Genomic DNA, 17,442 nt, shown 5'->3' with positions numbered 1-17,442 from the left:
CCCCAGAGGCAAGAAAAGAGTCTGAGACTGAGGTTGCCCATTGGCTTTTGGCTGGACCTCTGGGAGCATCAGGCGCAACCGGGTCAGGCCGCCGCCGGAAGCCGCAGCACCAGGCGTGCGCCGCCCAACGGCGATGCAAGTGCCTGCACGCTGCCGCCATAGCTGTCGGCCAGGGCGCGCACGATGTCCAAGCCCAGGCCGCTGCCGGTGCGGCGCTCGTCGAGCTGCACGCCGCGCTCGAACATGCGCTGGCGCTGCTCCTCGGGAATGCCGGGGCCGTCGTCGTCCACGGTGAAGCACAGCTGGCTGCCCTCGCGCCGCACATCGACCACGACACGCGTGCGCGCCCATTTGCCGGCGTTGTCCATCAGGTTGCCGAGCATTTCGTACAGGTCTTGCGTCTCCCCACGAAAGGCCAGGTCTTGAGCGCCATCGGCCAGCTCAAAGGACAGGCCGCGCGCGCCGTGCAGCCGCGCCATGGTGCGCAAGAGCGCTCGCAGGGGTTCGAGCACGGGCGTCGCCAGTCCGGTGGCGCGCACGGCGGCGGCGGCACGGGCGCGCGCCAGGTGGTAATCGACCTGGCGGCGGGCGCTGGCAACCTGCTCTTGCACCAGGCGCGCCAGGGGTGTGGCCTGGCCGTCGGCGGCGTTGGCCAGGATGGTCAGCGGCGTGTGCACGGCATGCGCCAGGTTGCCGGCCTGGGTGCGGGCGCGCTGCACCATGTCGGCGTTCTCGGCCAGCACATGGTTGAACTCGGCGACCAGGGGTTCAAGCTCCTGGGCAAAGCGCCCCTCCAGCCGCGCAGCCTGCCCGGCGCGCACGGCCGCCAGGCGTTCTCGCAAAAGCCTTAACGGGCGCAGCGCCAGCTGCAGCTGCAGCACCACGGCCAACGCCAGCGCCAGCGCCAGCGCGCCGAGGGCGATGAGCAACAGGCGGGTAAAGCGTGCCATCGGCTCGGCAATCAGGGCCTCGTCGGCAGCCACCGCCAGGCGCAGCGGCGGCGCGCCCTCGTCGGGCAGCTGCACGGTGCGCGCCACGACCAGCAGTGCGCGGCCCCGTGCGTCCGCCATTCGCAGCAGGCTGTGACCCTGCGCCGGATAGGCGCTGGGGGCGGCGGGCAGGCGCAAAGTCTGGTCCCACAGCGAGCGCGAGCGCGCCAGCGCCACCTGCGGCTGGGCGCCCAGCCGGTCGATCTGCCAGTACAGGCCCGACAGCGGCTGCGCCAGGCGCGCGTCGGGCTGGTTTTCCACGTCCAGGCGCCCGTCGGGCGCCCAGTCGATGCTGCCGCTCAGGTGATCCAGGTCCATCACCAGCTGCACCGCCAGCTGCTGCTCGACATGCCCCTGCAGCAGCGCGCGCAGGCCCCAGCCGGCGGCGGCGATGGTCAGCAGCATCCACACCAGCATGCCGGCCAGCAGGCGCAGGCGCAGCGAGTGTTTCATGGCGCGGCGGCGTCGCCATCGGTCAGCCGGTAGCCCAGGCCGCGCACGGTCTCTATGCTGCCCTCGGGCAGTTTCTTGCGCAGCCGGCCGACGAAGACCTCGATGGTGTTGGAGTCGCGCTCGCTGTCCTGCGGGTACAGGTGCTCGGCCAGTTCGGTGCGCGAGAGCACCTCGCCCTTCCTCTGCATCAGCTGCGCCAGCAGCTTGAACTCGTGGCTGGTGAGTGTCAGCGGCTGGCCGGCGACGAGCACGCGCGCGGCGCGCGTGTCCAGGCTGATGGCGCCGCACTGCCATTCGGCGCTGGCGTGCTCGCCCAGGCGGCGCAGCAGGGCGCGCAGGCGCGCCAGCAGCTCTTCCATATGAAACGGCTTGGCCAGGTAATCGTCGGCGCCGGCGTCCATGCCGGCCACCTTCTCCTGCCAGCTGCTGCGCGCGGTGAGGATCAGCACCGGCATCCTGCGACCGGCCGCGCGCCAGTGGCGCAGCACCGACAGGCCATCAAGCAGCGGCAGACCCAGATCCAGCACCACGGCGTCGAAGTCCTCGACCTCGCCCAGGTACTGCGCCTCGCGCCCGTCGGCCGCAGCCTCCACGGTGTGGCCGGCGCCGGCAATGGCCTGCACCAGCTGCGCCTGCAGCGTGGGCTCGTCCTCGACCACCAGTATGCGCATGGCGCGTCCTATTCCTTGCGTTCTTTGCGTTTGATCTTCAACACCCGGCCATCGACGGCATCCACCTTGAGCTTGGCCATGCGGCCGTCGCGTTGCAGCAGGCGGATTTCGTAGATGTAGCGGCCGTCGTCCTCCTCGAACTCTATCTTGACGACCTGACCCGGGTGCTCGCGCTCCACCTTGGCGATGACGCTGGTCAGCGGCAGCACCCGGCCCTGCTCCAGCGCCTGGCGCGCGCGCTCGTGTTCATCATGGTCATGGGCGGCGGCGGGCAGCGACAGCGCGCAGGCCGTCAGGAGCAGGGCGAGAAGGCGGGTGAGGGCAGGCATGGCACGGTTGTAGCGCGGCGCCGATGAATGGCAGATGAACGGCGCCTTCAGCTTGGGTTCAGCGATGGTTTTGAAGAATGCAATCCAAGCCCGAAGCATGTCGTTTCTGGCGGTCTTCAACCTCAAGGAGTTCACCATGCACAGCACCACCACCCGCCGCTGCCTCATCGCCACCGTGATTGCCGCCTCGGCCATAGGCCTGGGCCTGGCGCAGGCACAGACCAGCCCCCCTGCCGCCACGGCCAGCCCCGCGGCCGCCAGCGCGCCGGCGCAAAAGCTCTCCATCCGCGACATCGCCGAGCGCCTGGAGGCCGCCGGCTACCGCGACATCCTGGAGATCGACTACGAGCATGGCCGCTACGAGGCCAAGGCGCTGAACGCCCAGGGCGCGCCGGTAAAGCTCTACGTCAACGCCCAGACCGGCGCCGTGGAGCGCACGCGCACGCGCAAGCAGCACGACTGACGCACGCCCCATCTCTCCTTCACGCAACCAGGCAAGTCCATCATGCGCCGTACCCTCTCCCCCGCGACCGCCCTGGCCTTGTGGCTGGCGCTCATCACCCTGGCCTGGTGGGCCGTGGCTCCCGCCCAGCTGGGCATTGACCCCCTGGTCAATGCCCAGGGCGAGGCCACGGGTTGGTGGCAGCTGCGCCGGCACGCCATCTATCTGACAGGCCTGTGGTGCATGGGGTTGATGGGCCTGATCATGGTGCTGGCATTGCGCCTGCCCCTGATCGAGCGACCGCTGGGCGGCATGGATCAGGTGTACCGCCTGCACAAATGGGCCGGCATGGGCGCGGGCATCACCGCCCTACTGCACTGGGGCGTGAAGGAGGGAGGCGGCCTCATCAAGGCCACCTGGGGCCGCGAAGGCAAGCCGGCGCGCGACGCCGTGCTGCCCTGGTTCACCGACGCGCGCGACCTGGCCAAGGATCTGGGCGAATGGGCCTTCTACGCCCTGCTCGTCCTGATTGCCCTGACCCTGCTGCAGCGCCTGCTGGCCTACAGGCCCTGGCGCCTGACGCACCGCGCCATGCCGCTGCTCTACCTGGGCTTTGTGTTCCACGCCCTGGCGCTCACGCCGCTGGCCTACTGGGCGCTGCCGCTGGGCCTGCTGCACGCCGGCCTGCTGACCCTGGGCAGCGCCGCCGCGCTGTGGTCGCTGGCGGGCGGGATAGGGCTGCGCCGGCGCCACGGCGCGCATATCCACAGCGTGCAGCTGTTGGGCCAGGGGCCGGACGCACCACTGGAGGTGGTCTGCGCCCTGCCCGATAGCTGGCCGGGCCACTGCCCCGGACAGTTCGCCTTCGTTCGCTTTGACCGCGCCGAGGGCGCCCACCCCTTCACCATCGCCAGCGCACCCGGCGCCCTGGGCGAGAACGCACGCGGCGAGGCCCTGCTGCGCCTGGTCATCAAGCCCCTGGGCGACTACACCCGCACCCTGGCCCGGCGCCTTCAGGCCGGCCAGGGCGTGGACATAGAAGGGCCCTACGGCCGCTTTGACGGGCGCGGCAGCCGCGCACGCCAGCAGGTCTGGGTGGCTGGGGGCGTGGGCGTGACACCCTTCATCGCCCTGCTGGAGGCGCGCCAGCCGGGCCTGGCCACCGCCGACGCCAGACTGCAACCGGTGCAGATGCACTACTGCACCCGCGACGCGGCGCGCGACGCGCTGCTGGGGCGCCTGCAAACCCTGTGTGCCCAGGCCGAGCCCGCGGTCACGCTCACGGTGCACGACGGCGCCCGGGGCCAGCGCCTGACGCCACGCACGCTGGAAGCCCTGGGCGGCCCGCTGGACATCTGGTTCTGCGGCCCGCAGGGCCTGGGCGACACGCTTGGCGCCCACGCCAGCAACGCGCCCTGGCGTCTGTACCGCGAGTCGTTTGCGATGCGCTGAACAGCGCCTGCCCCACAGATCAAGGAGAAGCACCATGCCGCGCCCCCGCACCCTTGTACGCCACGGCCTGCTCACGCTGTGCCTGGCGTTAGCCAGCCTGTCCGCCGCGGCCGACGACGACTGCGACGCCCCCAGCCAGCGCTGGCAGTCACGCGAGGCGGTGCGCCAGATGGCCGCCCAGCGCGGCTGGCAGCTGCAGCGCATCAAGATCGACGATGGCTGTTACGAGGTGCGCGGAGAGGATGCCAGCGGCCGCCGTTTCAAGGCCAAGATCGACCCCGAGACCCTGGTCGTGCTGAAGTTCAAGCACCGTGACGGCCATCGCGACCAGGCGCGCCGCCGCACCCAGGAGCACGGCGCGCCCCCTGCCCAGGGATCCACGGCCCCAGTCTTCACGCCAGGCGGTTCGCCACGCGGTCAGATCGATTAGGGTCTGTTACCACTATTTCCGCCAGATGGCAGAAATAGTGGTAACAGACCCTAGCCCCCAGGAGCACACCATGTCCAAACCCCTGCTCGGCACCCTGGCCGCGGCCTGCGCGCTGGCCCTGCCCACCCTGGCGCACAGCCGCCCGGTGACCATCAGCGCTCAGCTGAAAAACTACGGCGGCGATGGCGCCTACCTGGCCATCTATCTGACGGACGCCAAGGGGGCCTACGCCGGCACGCTGTGGGTGGCCGGTGGCAAGGCCAAGTACTACAAGCACCTCGCAAGCTGGAACCGCCTGTCGGCCGGCGATGCCAGGCGCCTGAACGGCGTGACCGGCGCCAGCGTGGGCGCAGGCCGCACGCTCAAGGTAACGGCCGACCTGGCCGACGCGCTGATCGACGCCGGTTACGAGATCCACGTCGATGTCGCCGTGGAAAACATGCGCGACAGTCCGTCCGAGCTGCGCGTGCCGCTGAGCACGCAAAACGCCGGCAAGCCCCAGGCCGGCAAGCAGTACATCCAGTCGCTGAGCTTTCAGCTGCAGTAAGGAGCCACCATGGGCTGGAGAACCATCCACCGCTGGCTCGGCCTGACGCTGGGCGCGCTGGCACTGGTGCTCGGCCTGTCGGGCGCGCTGCTGGCCATCGACCCCGTGCATCAGGCCTGGCAGGCCCCGGCCGCCGCACCCGATCTGCCCGTGGCCACGCTGGCCGAGCGCGTGCAGGCCCATATGCCCGGCGTGGAGGAAATCCGCCACCTGCCCACCGGCCGTATCGCCGCCTTGGGTTTTGACGGCGAGCAGCCGCAGGCGCTGTATGTCGATCCCGCCAGCGGCGCGCTGCTGGGCCCCTACCAGCCCTCGGCGCTGCCGCGCTGGGTGAAAAACCTGCACCGCGCCCTGCTGCTGGGCGACGCCGGGCGCTGGGGGGCGGCGGCGGCGGCGCTGGCCCTGGCGCTGCTGTCGATCTCGGGCGCCGTGCTGCTGCTGCGCCGCATGGGTGGCTGGCGCCAGTTGACGGGCCGGGTGCGCGGCACACTGGCGCAGCGCCTGCATGTGCTGAGCGGCCGGGTGCTGCTGGCATTCCTGGCGTTGACCTCGGTGACGGCACTGACCATGAGCACGAGCACGCTGGGCCTGGTGCAGCTGGAGGCCGGGCCCGAGCCCGAGGTGAGCTCGGGGGCAGGCGCCGCCGACCTGCCAGCTGGCCGCATTCCCCTGCTACAGGAGCTGCGCACGTCGCAGCTGCGCAGGCTCAACCTGCCCGATGCCGCCGATACCAGCGATACCTGGCGCGTCACCACATCCAGCGGCCAGGGCTGGCTGGATCGCCACAGCGGCGCGCTGCTCGCCTGGCAGGACGCGACGGGCGCGCAGTGGCTCTACGACTGGGCCGTGCTGCTGCACACGGGCGAGAGCGCCTGGCCCTGGGCTGTGGTGCTAGGCGTCTCGGGCGCCAGCGTGCTGCTGTTCTGGGCCACGGGCCTGCTCATCTGGAGGCAGGGGCACCGCGGCGCGGTGCACATCGCGCACAACAGCCCGCTGGCGCAAGCCGATGCGCTGATCTTTGTCGCCAGCGAGGGCGGCAGCACCTGGGGCTTTGCCCAGGCGCTGCATGCCGCACTGCTGCAGGCGGGCCGGCGCGTACACACCACGGGGCTGGAGAATTTCCAGACCACGGCGGCGACACAGCAGGTGTTCATCCTGGCCGCCACCTATGGCGACGGGCAGGCGCCGGCACATGCCGCCCAGGCGCAGGCACGCATCGCGGCGCAGCCGGTGCGCCCGCTGCCGGTGACGGTGCTGGGCTTTGGCGACCGGCAGTACCCGGCCTTTTGCTCCTTCGCAAAGGCTCTGGACGCACAGCTGCGCACACGCGGTTGGCCGACCCTGCTGCCACTCGAATGCATACACCAGCAGTCGGGCCAGGAATTTGCCCGCTGGGGCAAGACGCTGGCCCAGGCCCTGGGTCAGGTGCTGGTGCTGGACTACGTGCCGCAGCTGCCTCCGACCACGGCACTCACGCTACGCTCGCGCCAGGATTACCCCGGCGCGCAGGACGGGCGTCCTGCGGCCATTCTGCGCTTTGACTGGCCCCGGCCGGGCTGGTTTGAGCGCCTGCGCGGGCATGGCCTGGCGCCGTTTGCTCCGGGCGACCTGGTGGCCATCCTGGCGCCGGGCAGCAGCGTGCCGCGCTACTACTCGCTGGCCTCGGGCAGTGCCGACGGCTTTCTGGAAATCTGCGTGCGTCAATGGCCCGGCGGCCTGTGCTCCACGCATTTGCTCGGCCTGCAGCCGGGTGCACAGGTGCCGGCCTTCATCCGCCCCAACCCGGGCTTTGCCCTGCAGGGCCGCCAGCCCAGCGTGCTGCTGATCGGTGCGGGCACGGGGGTGGCGCCGCTGGCCGGCTTCATACGGCGCAACGACAGGCGCACGCCCATGCACCTGTACCTGGGCGCGCGCGACCCGGCGCACGACCACTACTTCGGCGCCGACATCAAGCGCTGGCTTACCGAACGGCGCGTGGCCAGCGTGCACACCGCCTTCTCGCGCGTGCCCGGCGGTGGCGGCTACGTGCAGGACGCGTTGCGCCGCGACGCGCAGCGCCTGCGCGCGCTGCTGGCCGATGGCGCCATGGTGCGCGTGTGCGGCAGCCGCCCCATGGCCAGCGCCGTGACCGAGGTCCTGGACACCATCGCCGCCACGCTGGGCCTGAGCGTGCGCGAACTCAAGGCCACGGGACGCTATGCCGAAGACCTGTTCTGAGCGTGCGGCACCGGAGACGACCCGCGTGGTGCTGCACGGCCCCACCATGGGCACGCGCTGGTCCGCAACCTGCGAGCTGGCGCCGCAGATCGATGCGCGAGCGCTGCAACGCGATCTGGCCGCCACCGTGGAACGGGTGGACGCGCAGATGTCGCCCTGGCGGTCGGACAGCTGCCTGGTGCAGCTGAACCAGGCGCCCGTGGGCGCCTGGTTCGCGCTGACCACCGAAATGCTGCAGATACTGGCCTGCGCGCTCGACATCGGGCGATTGAGCCAAGGCGCCTTCGACATCGGCGTAGGTGCACTGGTTGACGCCTGGGGCTTTGGTGCCGCACGCAGCGCACCGGACGCCAGCGCCATCCGCGCCGCGCGCGCCCTGGCCCATGGGCCGGCCCACGAGACGCTGGAGCTGGATCTGCACGCGGGCCGCGCACGCAAGCTGGCGCCGCTGCAGATCGACCTGTGCGGCATCGCCAAGGGCTACGCCGTGGATCGCATGGCCGAGGTGCTGCAGCACCACGGCGTGGCGCAGGCGTTGGCCGCGCTCGACGGCGAGCTGCGCGCCATTGGCGGCCAGGCCGACGGCAGACCCTGGGCCGTGGCCATCGAATCCCCGCAGACCGGGCTGCGCCGCGCACACGGCGTGCTTGCGCTGCAGGATCTGGCCGTGGCCACGTCGGGTGACTACCGGCACTTCTTTGACGTGAACGGCCAGCGCCTGGCGCACAGCATGGACGCGCGCAGCGGCACTCCTGTACGGGGTGACGTGGCCTCGGTGACCGTGCTGGCCGCCAACTGCATGCTGGCCGACGCCTGGGCCACGGCCCTGCTCGTCGCCGGCGCCGCGCAAGGCCTGGCGCTTGCGCAGCGGCACGGCCTGGAGGCGCTATGGCTGCTGCGCCGCGGCGGGGCGCTGGTCGAACTGGGCCTGGGCCGCTTTGGCGGCGCATGAACGGCCGGTGAACAACGCCTTCAGCACCGGTTCAGCGCCCGGGGCGCAGACTGGCAGCACAGTCACTCCCGACTGCCACTACCGGTCAAGGAGATCATCATGCGCACCACCCTTCTTCTCGCCGCCATCGCCATGCTGGCCAGCGCACCCGTTCTCGCCGGCGAGCGTGAGGACCGGCATGAGCGCCAGCAGCGCACCGAGCAAACGGCCCCCAATGGCTTCGACCATGGCATGCACCCCGTGGCCCACAACGCCGGCCCCGGGGAAAGAGCCCACGGCTGGCGCTATTTTTCCGACCCGGCGACTTATCGCGCTGTCGTGATCAGCCCCGATGGCGACTACTACCTCAGCCGCGGCAAGGGCCTGCGCTGGGTCGCGGGCGCACAGACACAGGACTGACGCACACCACCTGGCATGCCCGCCTCGAGTGCCATCGCCTGCCTCATCGGCTCACGCCCGCACCCTGGATTAATGGAAGGCAATGACCCTGATTTCAGACGAGCAATATTTATTAGATATTTCTAATATATAGTGCTCACTCTCTTCCTTCCCCAACCCAGGAGCCATTCCATGAAAAAGTCGATCGCATCTGCCCTGTTGCTCGCCTGCGCAGCCACGGCCATCCATGCCGAAGAACTGTTTGTTTCCATCCACTCCGCCAGCCCCATGGCACAGGGCGCAGGCCTCGTGCTGGCTGGCCAGGCGCTGGAGCAAAAAGCGCCGGTGCGGGTGTTGCTGTGCGATGCCGCTGGCGATATCGCCCTGGCCAACACCGACGCCGCCAAGGCACAACCAATCCTCAAGCCCCGCAACGTCACGCCGCAGCAGATGCTGCAAGGCGTTATCAAGGCCGGCGCAAAGGTGGAGGTCTGCGCGCTCTACCTGCCCAATACCGGCAAGCAGCCCAGCGATCTGCTGCCGGGTGTGAGCCCCGCCAAACCAGCGGAAGTGGCTACTCACCTGCTTAAACCCACCGTCAAGACCCTGGCGTTCTGACCTGGGACGCTGGCTCGTCGGCCCAGGCCGCCTTTTGCAGCTCCAGCGGCAGCTCCTGGGCCAGCGCGATATGTTCGCGCTCGTTGTGGTGCTCCAGCACATGGCGCAGGGCGTGGGCCGCGTCCAGCAGCACCAGCACCGCGCGGCGCCGCGCCTGTTCATCCTGCGGCGGGTGATTGATGACGGCCTGCACGCGCTGCTGGTACTCGTCGGCCAGCAGGGCGATGCGCTCATGCTCCAGCAGGTACACGCGCGCGGCCCAGCGCGCGCCCTCTGGCACATGGGGCAGCAGGCGGGCGTTCTCGATCTCGGTATGCCGGTCCAGGTCGCGCCGCCACTGCTGCAGGCGCTGCAATGCGCCGGCGAAATCACCACCCACGACATCCAGCAAATGGGCATGCAGCTGCGCGTCCAGCCGCTCATGCTGTTGTTCGAAATAGGCAGGGTGTTCGGTCTTGGTCATCGGTCAGGGGGCGTGGCTGCAGGCAATGGCCGCCCTTATACACTGGGGTAAAACCCCTACCCGCGCCAAGCCCCATGCCAGACCAGCCCACCCCTGACGAGCCGCTGCAGGGCCTGAGCAGCCAACAGGCGGCCGAGCGCCTGGCCAGCGACGGCCCGAACCAGCTGCCAGGCAGCGCGCCCAAGTCCAACCTGGCCATCGTGCGCGAGGTGCTGACCGAACCCATGTTCCTGATGCTGCTGGCCGCAGGCGGCACCTATCTGGCGCTGGGCGACCGGGGCGAGGCGCTATTTCTGCTCGGCTCGGTGCTGGTGGTCATAGGCATCACCCTCACCCAGGAGCGCAAGACGCAACGCGCGCTGGAGTCGCTGCGCGAGCTGTCCGCCCCGCGCGCCCTGGTGTTGCGCGACGGCGTGGAGCGGCGCATCGCCGGGCGCGAGGTGGTGCGCGGTGACCTGCTGGTGCTGCGCGAGGGCGACCGCATCGCCGCAGACGCGCGGCTGCTCAACGGCCAGCTGGAGGTGGACGAGTCGCTGCTGACGGGCGAATCCGTGCCGGTGGCCAGGCTGCCGCTGTCAGATGGAGCCCTGGCCGAAGAGGCTCATGATGCGCGCGCCGACAGCCTGCACGCCAGCACCGTGGTCACGCGCGGCGTGGGCCTGGCGCGGGTGCTGGCCACCGCCGGCGACACGGCCGTGGGCCGCATTGGTGCGGGCCTGGCGGCCACCGAGACGCCGCGTTCACCGCTGCAGCTGCGCTCGCGCCGCCTGGTACGCGCCCTGGGGGCGCTGGCATTGCTGCTGGCCACGGCCCAGGTGCTGCTGGGCTGGTGGTGGAATGGCCGCCCCCTGCTGGACAGCCTGCTGGCCGGCATCGCGCTGGCCATGGCCATCCTGCCCGAAGAGATTCCGGTCATCCTCACCGTGTTCCTGGCCCTGGGTGCCTGGCGCATTGCGCGCCAGCAGGTACTGACCAGACGCATCACGGCCGTGGAGACCCTGGGCGCCATCACCGTGCTGGCGGTGGACAAGACCGGCACCCTGACCCAGAACCGCATGGCCGTGGCCGAGCTGGCCACGCCCGCACAGACATGGCAGGCGGCCGGGGCCAACGCGCTGCCCGAGCCGTTCCATCGGCTGGTCGAATTCGCCCTGCTGGCCACGCCGACCGACCCGTTCGACCCCATGGAGAAGGCCATTGCGCGCTTTGGCCATGAGTGGCCCAAGGGCACGGAGCATGTGCAGGACGTGCGCGAGCCCGAGTTCGAGTACCCGCTGTCCAGCGACATCCTGGCCATGACACGCGTGTTCGCCAGCGGCCAGCCCCACATGTACCAGCTGGCCACCAAGGGCGCGCCCGAGGCCGTGGCCGACCTGTGCCACCTCGATGAGGCGCACCGCAACGCCCTGCGCGCCCAGGTCGAGTCCCTGGCCGAACGTGGCCTGCGCGTGCTTGGCGTGGCGCGCGGGCATTGGACTGGCGCGGCCCAGGGCGCGCTCTGGCCGGCCAGCCAGCATGACTTCGACTTCGAGTTCCTGGGCCTGCTGGCGCTGGCCGACCCGCCGCGCCCCGAGGTGCCCGACGCCCTGGCGCAATGCCGCGCCGCCGGCGTGCGCGTGGTGATGATGACCGGCGACCACCCGGCCACGGCGCGCGCCATCGCACGCCAGGTGGGCCTGTCCGAGCGCCCCGAGGTGATCACCGGCGATGAGCTGCAGGGCCTGGACGACAGCGCCCTGCGCGCACGCCTGCACCAGGTGGACATATGCGCACGCCTCAAGCCCGCGCACAAGCTGCGCCTGGTGCGGCTGCTGCGCGACGATGGCGCCGTGGTGGCCATGACCGGCGACGGCGTGAACGATGCCCCCGCGCTCAAGGCCGCGCATGTCGGCATTGCCATGGGCGAGCGTGGCACCGACGTGGCGCGCGAAGCCGCGGCGCTGGTGCTGCTGCAGGACAGTTTTGCCCATATCGTCGCGGCCATACGCCAGGGGCGGCGCATCGATGACAACGTGCGCAAGGCCACGCGCTTTGTGTTTGCCGTGCATGTGCCCATCATCGCGCTGGCGCTGGCGCCCACGCTGCTGCACTGGCCGGCGCTGCTGCTGCCGGTGCACATCGTGCTGATGGAGCTGCTCATCGACCCGGCCTGCTCCATCGTCTTCGAGGCCGAACCCGAGGCGCCCGACATCATGCAGCGCCCGCCGCGCGCGGTGGCGGACTCGCCCTTTGCCCTGCGTGCGCTATGGCCGGCGCTGCTGCAGGGTGCGGGCGTCGCCGCGCTGCTGCTGGGCGCGCAGGCCTGGCTGCAGGCCCAGGGCTGGAGCATGGCCCAGGGCCGCACGGTGGTGTTTGGCACCCTGGTGCTGTGCGTGCTGCTGCTCATCCTGGCGCAGCGCGACGGCCGGGTGCCGGGGCGCGGCGGCGCGCCCAACCCCTGGCTGCTGCCCATGGCCGCGGCCGTGGGCCTGCTGCTGGCGGCCCTGCTGGTCATCCCCGGCCTGGGCCCGCTGATGGGGCTGGGGAACCCGGGTCTGCCGGGCCTGGCGGCCGGCGCCGCCGTGCTGCTGCCCTGCCTGGCGTGGTTGGAGCTGTTGCGGCAGTTGCGGCTGCGGCTGGCGCGCCAGCGGCGCGCCGCGTGATGCTCAGACTGGCAGCGCCACCAGCGGGTTGCCAAACATCGGGTCGTCCTTCTTCGACGCCAGCGCGCGCGCCAGATCCAGCCCCAGCGCCTTGGCCACGCCCGCACCATAGGCCGGGTCGGCGGCATGGCAGTTGCGGATATGGCGGAATTTGACGAACTCGGGCGCGTCGCCCATGCCTCGGCCGGTGTTGCCAAACAGCGCCTGCTTTTGCGCGTCCGTCATCAGGCGGAACAGATTGCCCGGCTGCTGGAAGTAGTTGCTGTCGTCCTCATGGAAGCTCCAATGCTGGGCGTCGCCGCTGATGCGCAAAGGCGGCTCGGCAAATTCAGGCTGCGCCTGCCACTGGCCAAAGCTGTTGGGCTCGTAATGCGGCGCGCCGCCGTAGTTGGCGTCCACCCGGCCGGCGCCGTCGCGGTGGTTGCTGTGCACGGGGCAGCGTGCCTTGTTCACCGGAATCTGCTGGTGGTTCACGCCCAGACGGTAGCGCTGCGCGTCGGCGTAGTTGAACAGGCGCGCCTGCAGCATGCGGTCGGGCGAGACGCCGATGCCGGGCACCAGGTTGCTGGGCGAAAAGGCCGACTGCTCCACGTCCAGGAAGAAGTTCTCGGGGTTCTTGTTCAGCGCAAACTCGCCGACCTCGATCAGCGGGTAGTCGGCGTGCGGCCAGACCTTGGTCAGGTCGAAGGGGTGGTAGGGCACCTTCTCTGCGTCCGCCTCGGGCATGACCTGCACGTACATCGTCCACTTGGGGAAGTCGCCGCGGGCAATGGCGTCGAACAGGTCGCGCTGGTGGCTTTCGCGGTCCTTGCCGATCAGCGCCTCGGCCTCGGCGTCGGTCAAATTCTTGATGCCCTGCTGCGTCTTGAAGTGGAACTTGACCCAGAAGCGCTCGCCGGCCGCGTTCCAGAAGCTGTAGGTGTGCGAGCCAAAGCCGTGCATGTGGCGGTAGCTCGCCGGAATGCCGCGCTCGCTCATGACGATGGTGATCTGGTGCAGCGCTTCGGGCAGCAGCGTCCAGTAGTCCCAGTTGTTGGTGGCGCTGCGCATATTGGTTTTCGGATCGCGCTTGACGGCCTTGTTCAGGTCGGGGAACTGGCGCGGGTCGCGGATGAAGAACACCGGCGTGTTGTTGCCCACCATGTCCCAGTTGCCCTCCTCGGTGTAGAACTTCAGGGCAAAGCCGCGGATGTCGCGCTCGGCGTCGGCCGCGCCGCGCTCGCCGGCCACGGTGGTGAAGCGGGCGAACATCTCGGTCTGCTTGCCGACCTGGCTAAAGATGGCCGCGCGGGTGTACTGGGTGATGTCCTTGGTGACCGTAAAGGTGCCGAAGGCGCCCGAGCCCTTGGCATGCATGCGCCGCTCGGGGATGACCTCGCGCACGAAGTTGGCCAGTTTTTCATTCAGCCAGACGTCCTGCGCCAGCAGCGGGCCGCGGCTGCCGGCCGTCAGGCTGTCGCGGTTGCTGGCCACCGGGGCGCCAAAGTCGGTCGTCAGGTGGGTGACGGGGCATTGGGGGCGAGGGTCGGTCATGGCTATCTCCTGGGTTGCGGTGGGGAAGGGGATCAATGGGCAAGTGCCACGGTTGAATAATAGAATTTTTAGATTTATTTGAAAATTTAATAGTTTTTATTACACAGATAGAGCGACTCTGGCGCGGGGCTGGCCCCATGCCGCAGGCGCCAGCGCCCTCACGCCGGCGCGATGCCGGCGCGCCCATCGCCGTGCAAGCCGGGGTGATCGGCACGGGGCTTGTCCAGATGGTAGCCCTGCACCATGTCCACGCCCATGCCCTGCAGCAGCTGCAGGGTCTGCTCGTCTTCGACGAACTCGGCCACGGCCAGCTTGCCCATGCCATGGGCGACCTCGATGATGGAGCGCACGAACACCTGGTTGTCATGCTCGCGCGGCAGGTTGCGCACGAACAGGCCGTCGATCTTCAGCACCCGGGCCTGCAGGTGCTTGAGGTAGGCAAACGACGCAAAGCCGGTACCGAAGTCGTCCAGGCACAGGGTGCAGCCAGCGCGCTGCAGGGCGTCGATGAAGCGCTGGGCGTCGCCCAGGTCGGAAATGGCCGCCGTCTCGGTCAGCTCCACCAGCAGGCGCTCGGGCGCCACGCCCTGCGCTGCGAGTTGCTCCGTGATGAAGCCCGGCAGATCCGGGTCGTCGAGCGAGCGGCCTGAGATGTTCAGCGCCAGCGCCGGCAGCCGCGGGTGCGCCGCCAGCAGGCGGATGCTCTCGCGCAGCACCCAGCGGTCTATGTCCAGGATCTTGCCGCTCTTCTCCGCATGGCCTATGAACTGGCCGGGGGCAATGAGCTGCTCGGGGTTGTCCTCATCAACCATGCGCACCAGCGCCTCCAGATGCGCCAGTCGACGCTCTTGCGCGTGGTACACGCCCTGGAAATGCAGGCGCAGCAGGCCGCCCGCCAGGGCGCGGTCAATGCGCTCGTTCCAGGCCATGCGCGTGACCATGGCCTGGGCACGGTCGCTCTCGGCGCGGTAGATGCTCCAGCGGTTCTTGCCCAGGTGCTTGGCCTGGTACATGGCGGTGTCGGCATGGGCCACCAGCTCCTGGGCACTGGCGGCATGGGTGGGGAAATGGGCGATGCCCAGGCTGCTCGTCAGGCGCAGGGTATGGCCTTCGCCCTCGATATGCAGCGCCGCCTGGGCCACGGCGCGCACCACGCGCTCGGCCAGCAGCTGGGCGCTGTGCAGCGTGGCCTGGGGCATGAAGATGGCGAACTCGTCGCCCCCCAAGCGGCTGAGCAGATCGGCCTCGCGCACCAGGGCCTTGACCGCCGTCGCCACGCGCAGCAGCACCATGTCGCCAGCGCCATGGCCAAAGCGGTCATTCACGTACTTGAACTCATCCAGGTCGAAAAACAGCACCGCCGCCGGCTGTGCATGGCGTGCCGACTCACGGAAGAAGCGCTCCAGCGCCTGCTCGAAGCAATGCCGGTTGTACAGGCCGGTGAGCGCATCGCGCTCGGCCAGGGTGATGAGCTGCGCGGCCGTCTGGCGCTGCTGCGTCACGTCCTCGCACACCCAGAGATGGCCCATGGAAGCGTTTTGCGTGTCATGCACCCGGTGGATGGCCAGCATCAGGATGCGGCCGCTCGCCAGCTCCAGCTCCAGTGGGGCCGCCGCCGGCTCGCCGGCCAGGCTCTGGCACACCTGCTCGTCCAGCCGTGCGGCGGCCAGCAACTGGCCCCGGCATGCCTGCAGCACCTGCTCCATCGGCAGGCCGACGATGGCCTGCCCTCCGGGCATGGCCCACAGCTCGCGGAACATGGCATTGCAGTAGCTGACATGCTGATCCGTATCCACGAACAGGATGCCCTGGTGCATGGCGCCCAGCAGCGCCAGCAGGCGTGCGCGCTCCTGCTGCAGGCGCTGCATGACCTGGCGGCGCTCATCGACCTCGGTCTGCAGCGCCTGGGCATGGGTCATCTGCCAGCGCCGCTGCTGCGACAGGTCTGCGGCCATGGTGTCGAAGGCGTTGGCCAGTCGTCCCAACTCATCGGCCCTGGCCAGCCGGATGGGTGCCGGCTCCTGCCCCTGGGCCAGTTCATCGACCGCCTGGGTCAGCCGCCGCAAGGGCAGGGCCAGCAAGCGGCGCACGCGCCGGCGCAGCCACCACAGGGCCGGCAGCAACACCAGCAGCCCCACGCCGACCACGGCCAGCAACCCCTGGCGCAGCGCGCCGTTGACGCGCTCTTGCGGCAGCACCAGCACCTGGTACCAGCCCGGGCCGCGGATGCGCCACCAGGCCACCCATTGGCGCCCATCGGGCGTGCGCCCGGCGCCGCTGTCGGCACCCGTGCCCTGCACCATCTGCTGCAGCAGCTCCAGTGCGCGGTCGGGCGCTGCAGCCGGGTGCGGCGGCGGGGCCGCGCCAGCTTGCGCGCTCCAGTCCGAATGGGCGATCAGGCGGCCCTGCTGGTTCATGATGAATTGCCGCGCCTGGCTGTCGTCGCGCACGGCCACCGAGTCGATCAGGCTGGCAATCGACACATCGTGCCCCAGCGTGCCCACCCAGCGTCCCTGCCAGTCCAGCGGCGCGATGACCGACACCATCCAGGTGCGCGCCTGCTCGTCCAGGTACGCCGGCGTCCAGAACAGCTCGCGCCCGGGGTTGTTGCCCGGGTCGGCGCCCTGCATGGTGGGGTAGCCGGCGTTGCTGGCCTGGGCCGTGGCATTCGCGCCCCAGTCGATGCCGCGCGCATAGACCATCAGGCCGTCTTCGACAAAGTCCATGTAGGCCGAGAAAAACGGCGGCACCAGCGCCGGCCCCTGCTCGCGCAGCAGTTCGTAGCTGGCCACGGCACGCAGCCGCGCCGAGGCGGACAGGCCCTGCGCGCCATCATGCAGGTACAGCGTGGGCGCGCGCTGGGTGTCCACCAGCTGCGGGCGCAGGCGCCACAGGCCGTCGCCACCGCGCACAAACAGGGCCGCAAAGCGTTGCTCTGCGGCCCGTGCATCGGCGCCGTCGAGCCGCTGCAGCAGCTCGCCATGCAGGCGCCGCGCGCTGGCCTCGGCCTGCAGCAGCAGACCCTCGTTGGCCTGCGCCTTGAGCTGCACCACCTTCTGCAGCACCGGCGGCACGACGCGATCGGCCCCCAGCCACAGCGCCGCATAGGCCAGCAGCGCCAGCAACAGCAGCAACACCAGGAACAGCCCCCAAATGGTCAGGGACAGCCGGTGGATCAGCGAGGCGCGCAGGCGGGCGGTTATCAAGGCAGCCAGTGAAAAGCAATGCGGTGACCACCATTTTGCAAGATGAAACAGATTCCACGGTCACCGGCCGCCCCCGAAATAACCTTGCGCGAGGCCTGATCACCAAGCTCTGTGGTACAC

15 protein-coding genes are annotated in these 17,442 nt (G+C 69.9%); 9 read left to right on the top strand and 6 right to left on the bottom strand.

The window, feature by feature from the left end:
- Positions 1 to 83: 83 nt before the first annotated feature.
- Genes P4826_RS13505 through P4826_RS13495 form a run of 3 tightly spaced genes read right to left on the bottom strand, consistent with a single transcriptional unit; the run spans position 84 to position 2,442 of the window.
- Positions 84 to 1,442, bottom strand: a complete 1,359-nt coding sequence (locus P4826_RS13505; protein WP_317700903.1) for a sensor histidine kinase — start codon at positions 1,440 to 1,442, stop codon at positions 84 to 86.
- Positions 1,439 to 2,113: a response regulator gene (locus P4826_RS13500; RefSeq protein WP_317700902.1), complete on the bottom strand. Its 675-nt coding sequence runs from the start codon at positions 2,111 to 2,113 to the stop codon at positions 1,439 to 1,441. Before P4826_RS13500 ends, P4826_RS13505 begins: the two co-directional genes overlap by 4 nt.
- A gap of 8 nt (positions 2,114 to 2,121) precedes the next feature.
- Positions 2,122 to 2,442: a PepSY domain-containing protein gene (locus tag P4826_RS13495; protein WP_317700901.1), complete on the bottom strand. Its 321-nt coding sequence runs from the start codon at positions 2,440 to 2,442 to the stop codon at positions 2,122 to 2,124.
- Between the two features lie 136 nt (positions 2,443 to 2,578).
- Between P4826_RS13495 and P4826_RS13490 the strand changes: the two genes are divergently transcribed.
- From P4826_RS13490 to P4826_RS13455, 8 genes are all read left to right on the top strand, one after another.
- Positions 2,579 to 2,905 (top strand): PepSY domain-containing protein, encoded by a 327-nt coding sequence (locus P4826_RS13490; RefSeq protein ID WP_317700900.1) that lies wholly within the window; start codon positions 2,579 to 2,581, stop codon positions 2,903 to 2,905.
- A gap of 42 nt (positions 2,906 to 2,947) precedes the next feature.
- Complete coding sequence (locus tag P4826_RS13485) at positions 2,948 to 4,336, top strand: ferredoxin reductase family protein (RefSeq protein WP_317700899.1); 1,389 nt, start codon at positions 2,948 to 2,950, stop codon at positions 4,334 to 4,336.
- Positions 4,337 to 4,370: 34 nt separating this feature from the next.
- Positions 4,371 to 4,766, top strand: coding sequence for a PepSY domain-containing protein (locus tag P4826_RS13480; RefSeq protein ID WP_317700898.1), 396 nt, complete (start codon positions 4,371 to 4,373; stop codon positions 4,764 to 4,766).
- A 70-nt stretch (positions 4,767 to 4,836) separates the two neighbouring features.
- Positions 4,837 to 5,313 (top strand): DUF2271 domain-containing protein, encoded by a 477-nt coding sequence (locus tag P4826_RS13475; RefSeq protein ID WP_317700897.1) that lies wholly within the window; start codon positions 4,837 to 4,839, stop codon positions 5,311 to 5,313.
- 9 nt (positions 5,314 to 5,322) lie between these two features.
- On the top strand, positions 5,323 to 7,530 hold the full coding sequence (locus P4826_RS13470) for a PepSY domain-containing protein (RefSeq protein ID WP_317700896.1): 2,208 nt from the start codon (positions 5,323 to 5,325) through the stop codon (positions 7,528 to 7,530).
- Positions 7,511 to 8,482, top strand: a complete 972-nt coding sequence (locus P4826_RS13465; protein WP_317700894.1) for an FAD:protein FMN transferase — start codon at positions 7,511 to 7,513, stop codon at positions 8,480 to 8,482. The genes P4826_RS13470 and P4826_RS13465 overlap by 20 nt, the downstream gene beginning before the upstream one ends.
- 99 nt (positions 8,483 to 8,581) lie before the next feature.
- Positions 8,582 to 8,881, top strand: coding sequence for a hypothetical protein (locus P4826_RS13460; protein WP_317700892.1), 300 nt, complete (start codon positions 8,582 to 8,584; stop codon positions 8,879 to 8,881).
- A gap of 171 nt (positions 8,882 to 9,052) precedes the next feature.
- On the top strand, positions 9,053 to 9,478 hold the full coding sequence (locus P4826_RS13455) for a DsrE family protein (protein WP_317700891.1): 426 nt from the start codon (positions 9,053 to 9,055) through the stop codon (positions 9,476 to 9,478).
- Here the strand turns inward: P4826_RS13455 and P4826_RS13450 are convergent.
- A complete protein-coding gene (locus tag P4826_RS13450; RefSeq protein ID WP_317700889.1) occupies positions 9,459 to 9,941 on the bottom strand; it encodes a hypothetical protein in 483 nt (160 codons plus the stop codon). The genes P4826_RS13455 and P4826_RS13450 overlap by 20 nt on opposite strands.
- A 74-nt stretch (positions 9,942 to 10,015) precedes the next feature.
- Between P4826_RS13450 and P4826_RS13445 the strand changes: the two genes are divergently transcribed.
- The gene (locus P4826_RS13445; protein WP_317700887.1) at positions 10,016 to 12,583 is read left to right on the top strand and encodes a cation-translocating P-type ATPase; all 2,568 of its coding nucleotides are present in this window, start codon (positions 10,016 to 10,018) and stop codon (positions 12,581 to 12,583) included.
- Between the two features lie 3 nt (positions 12,584 to 12,586).
- Here the strand turns inward: P4826_RS13445 and P4826_RS13440 are convergent, their stop codons facing one another.
- Positions 12,587 to 14,116 (bottom strand): catalase, encoded by a 1,530-nt coding sequence (locus P4826_RS13440; protein ID WP_317700885.1) that lies wholly within the window; start codon positions 14,114 to 14,116, stop codon positions 12,587 to 12,589.
- A gap of 158 nt (positions 14,117 to 14,274) precedes the next feature.
- The gene (locus tag P4826_RS13435) at positions 14,275 to 17,322 is read right to left on the bottom strand and encodes a bifunctional diguanylate cyclase/phosphodiesterase (protein WP_317700883.1); all 3,048 of its coding nucleotides are present in this window, start codon (positions 17,320 to 17,322) and stop codon (positions 14,275 to 14,277) included.
- Positions 17,323 to 17,442 lie beyond the last annotated feature (120 nt).

Source organism: Diaphorobacter limosus, assembly GCF_033100095.1.
Taxonomy (GTDB): Bacteria; Pseudomonadota; Gammaproteobacteria; order Burkholderiales; family Burkholderiaceae_C; genus Alicycliphilus; species Alicycliphilus limosus.
This window is presented reverse-complemented; position numbering and strand designations above follow the sequence as displayed.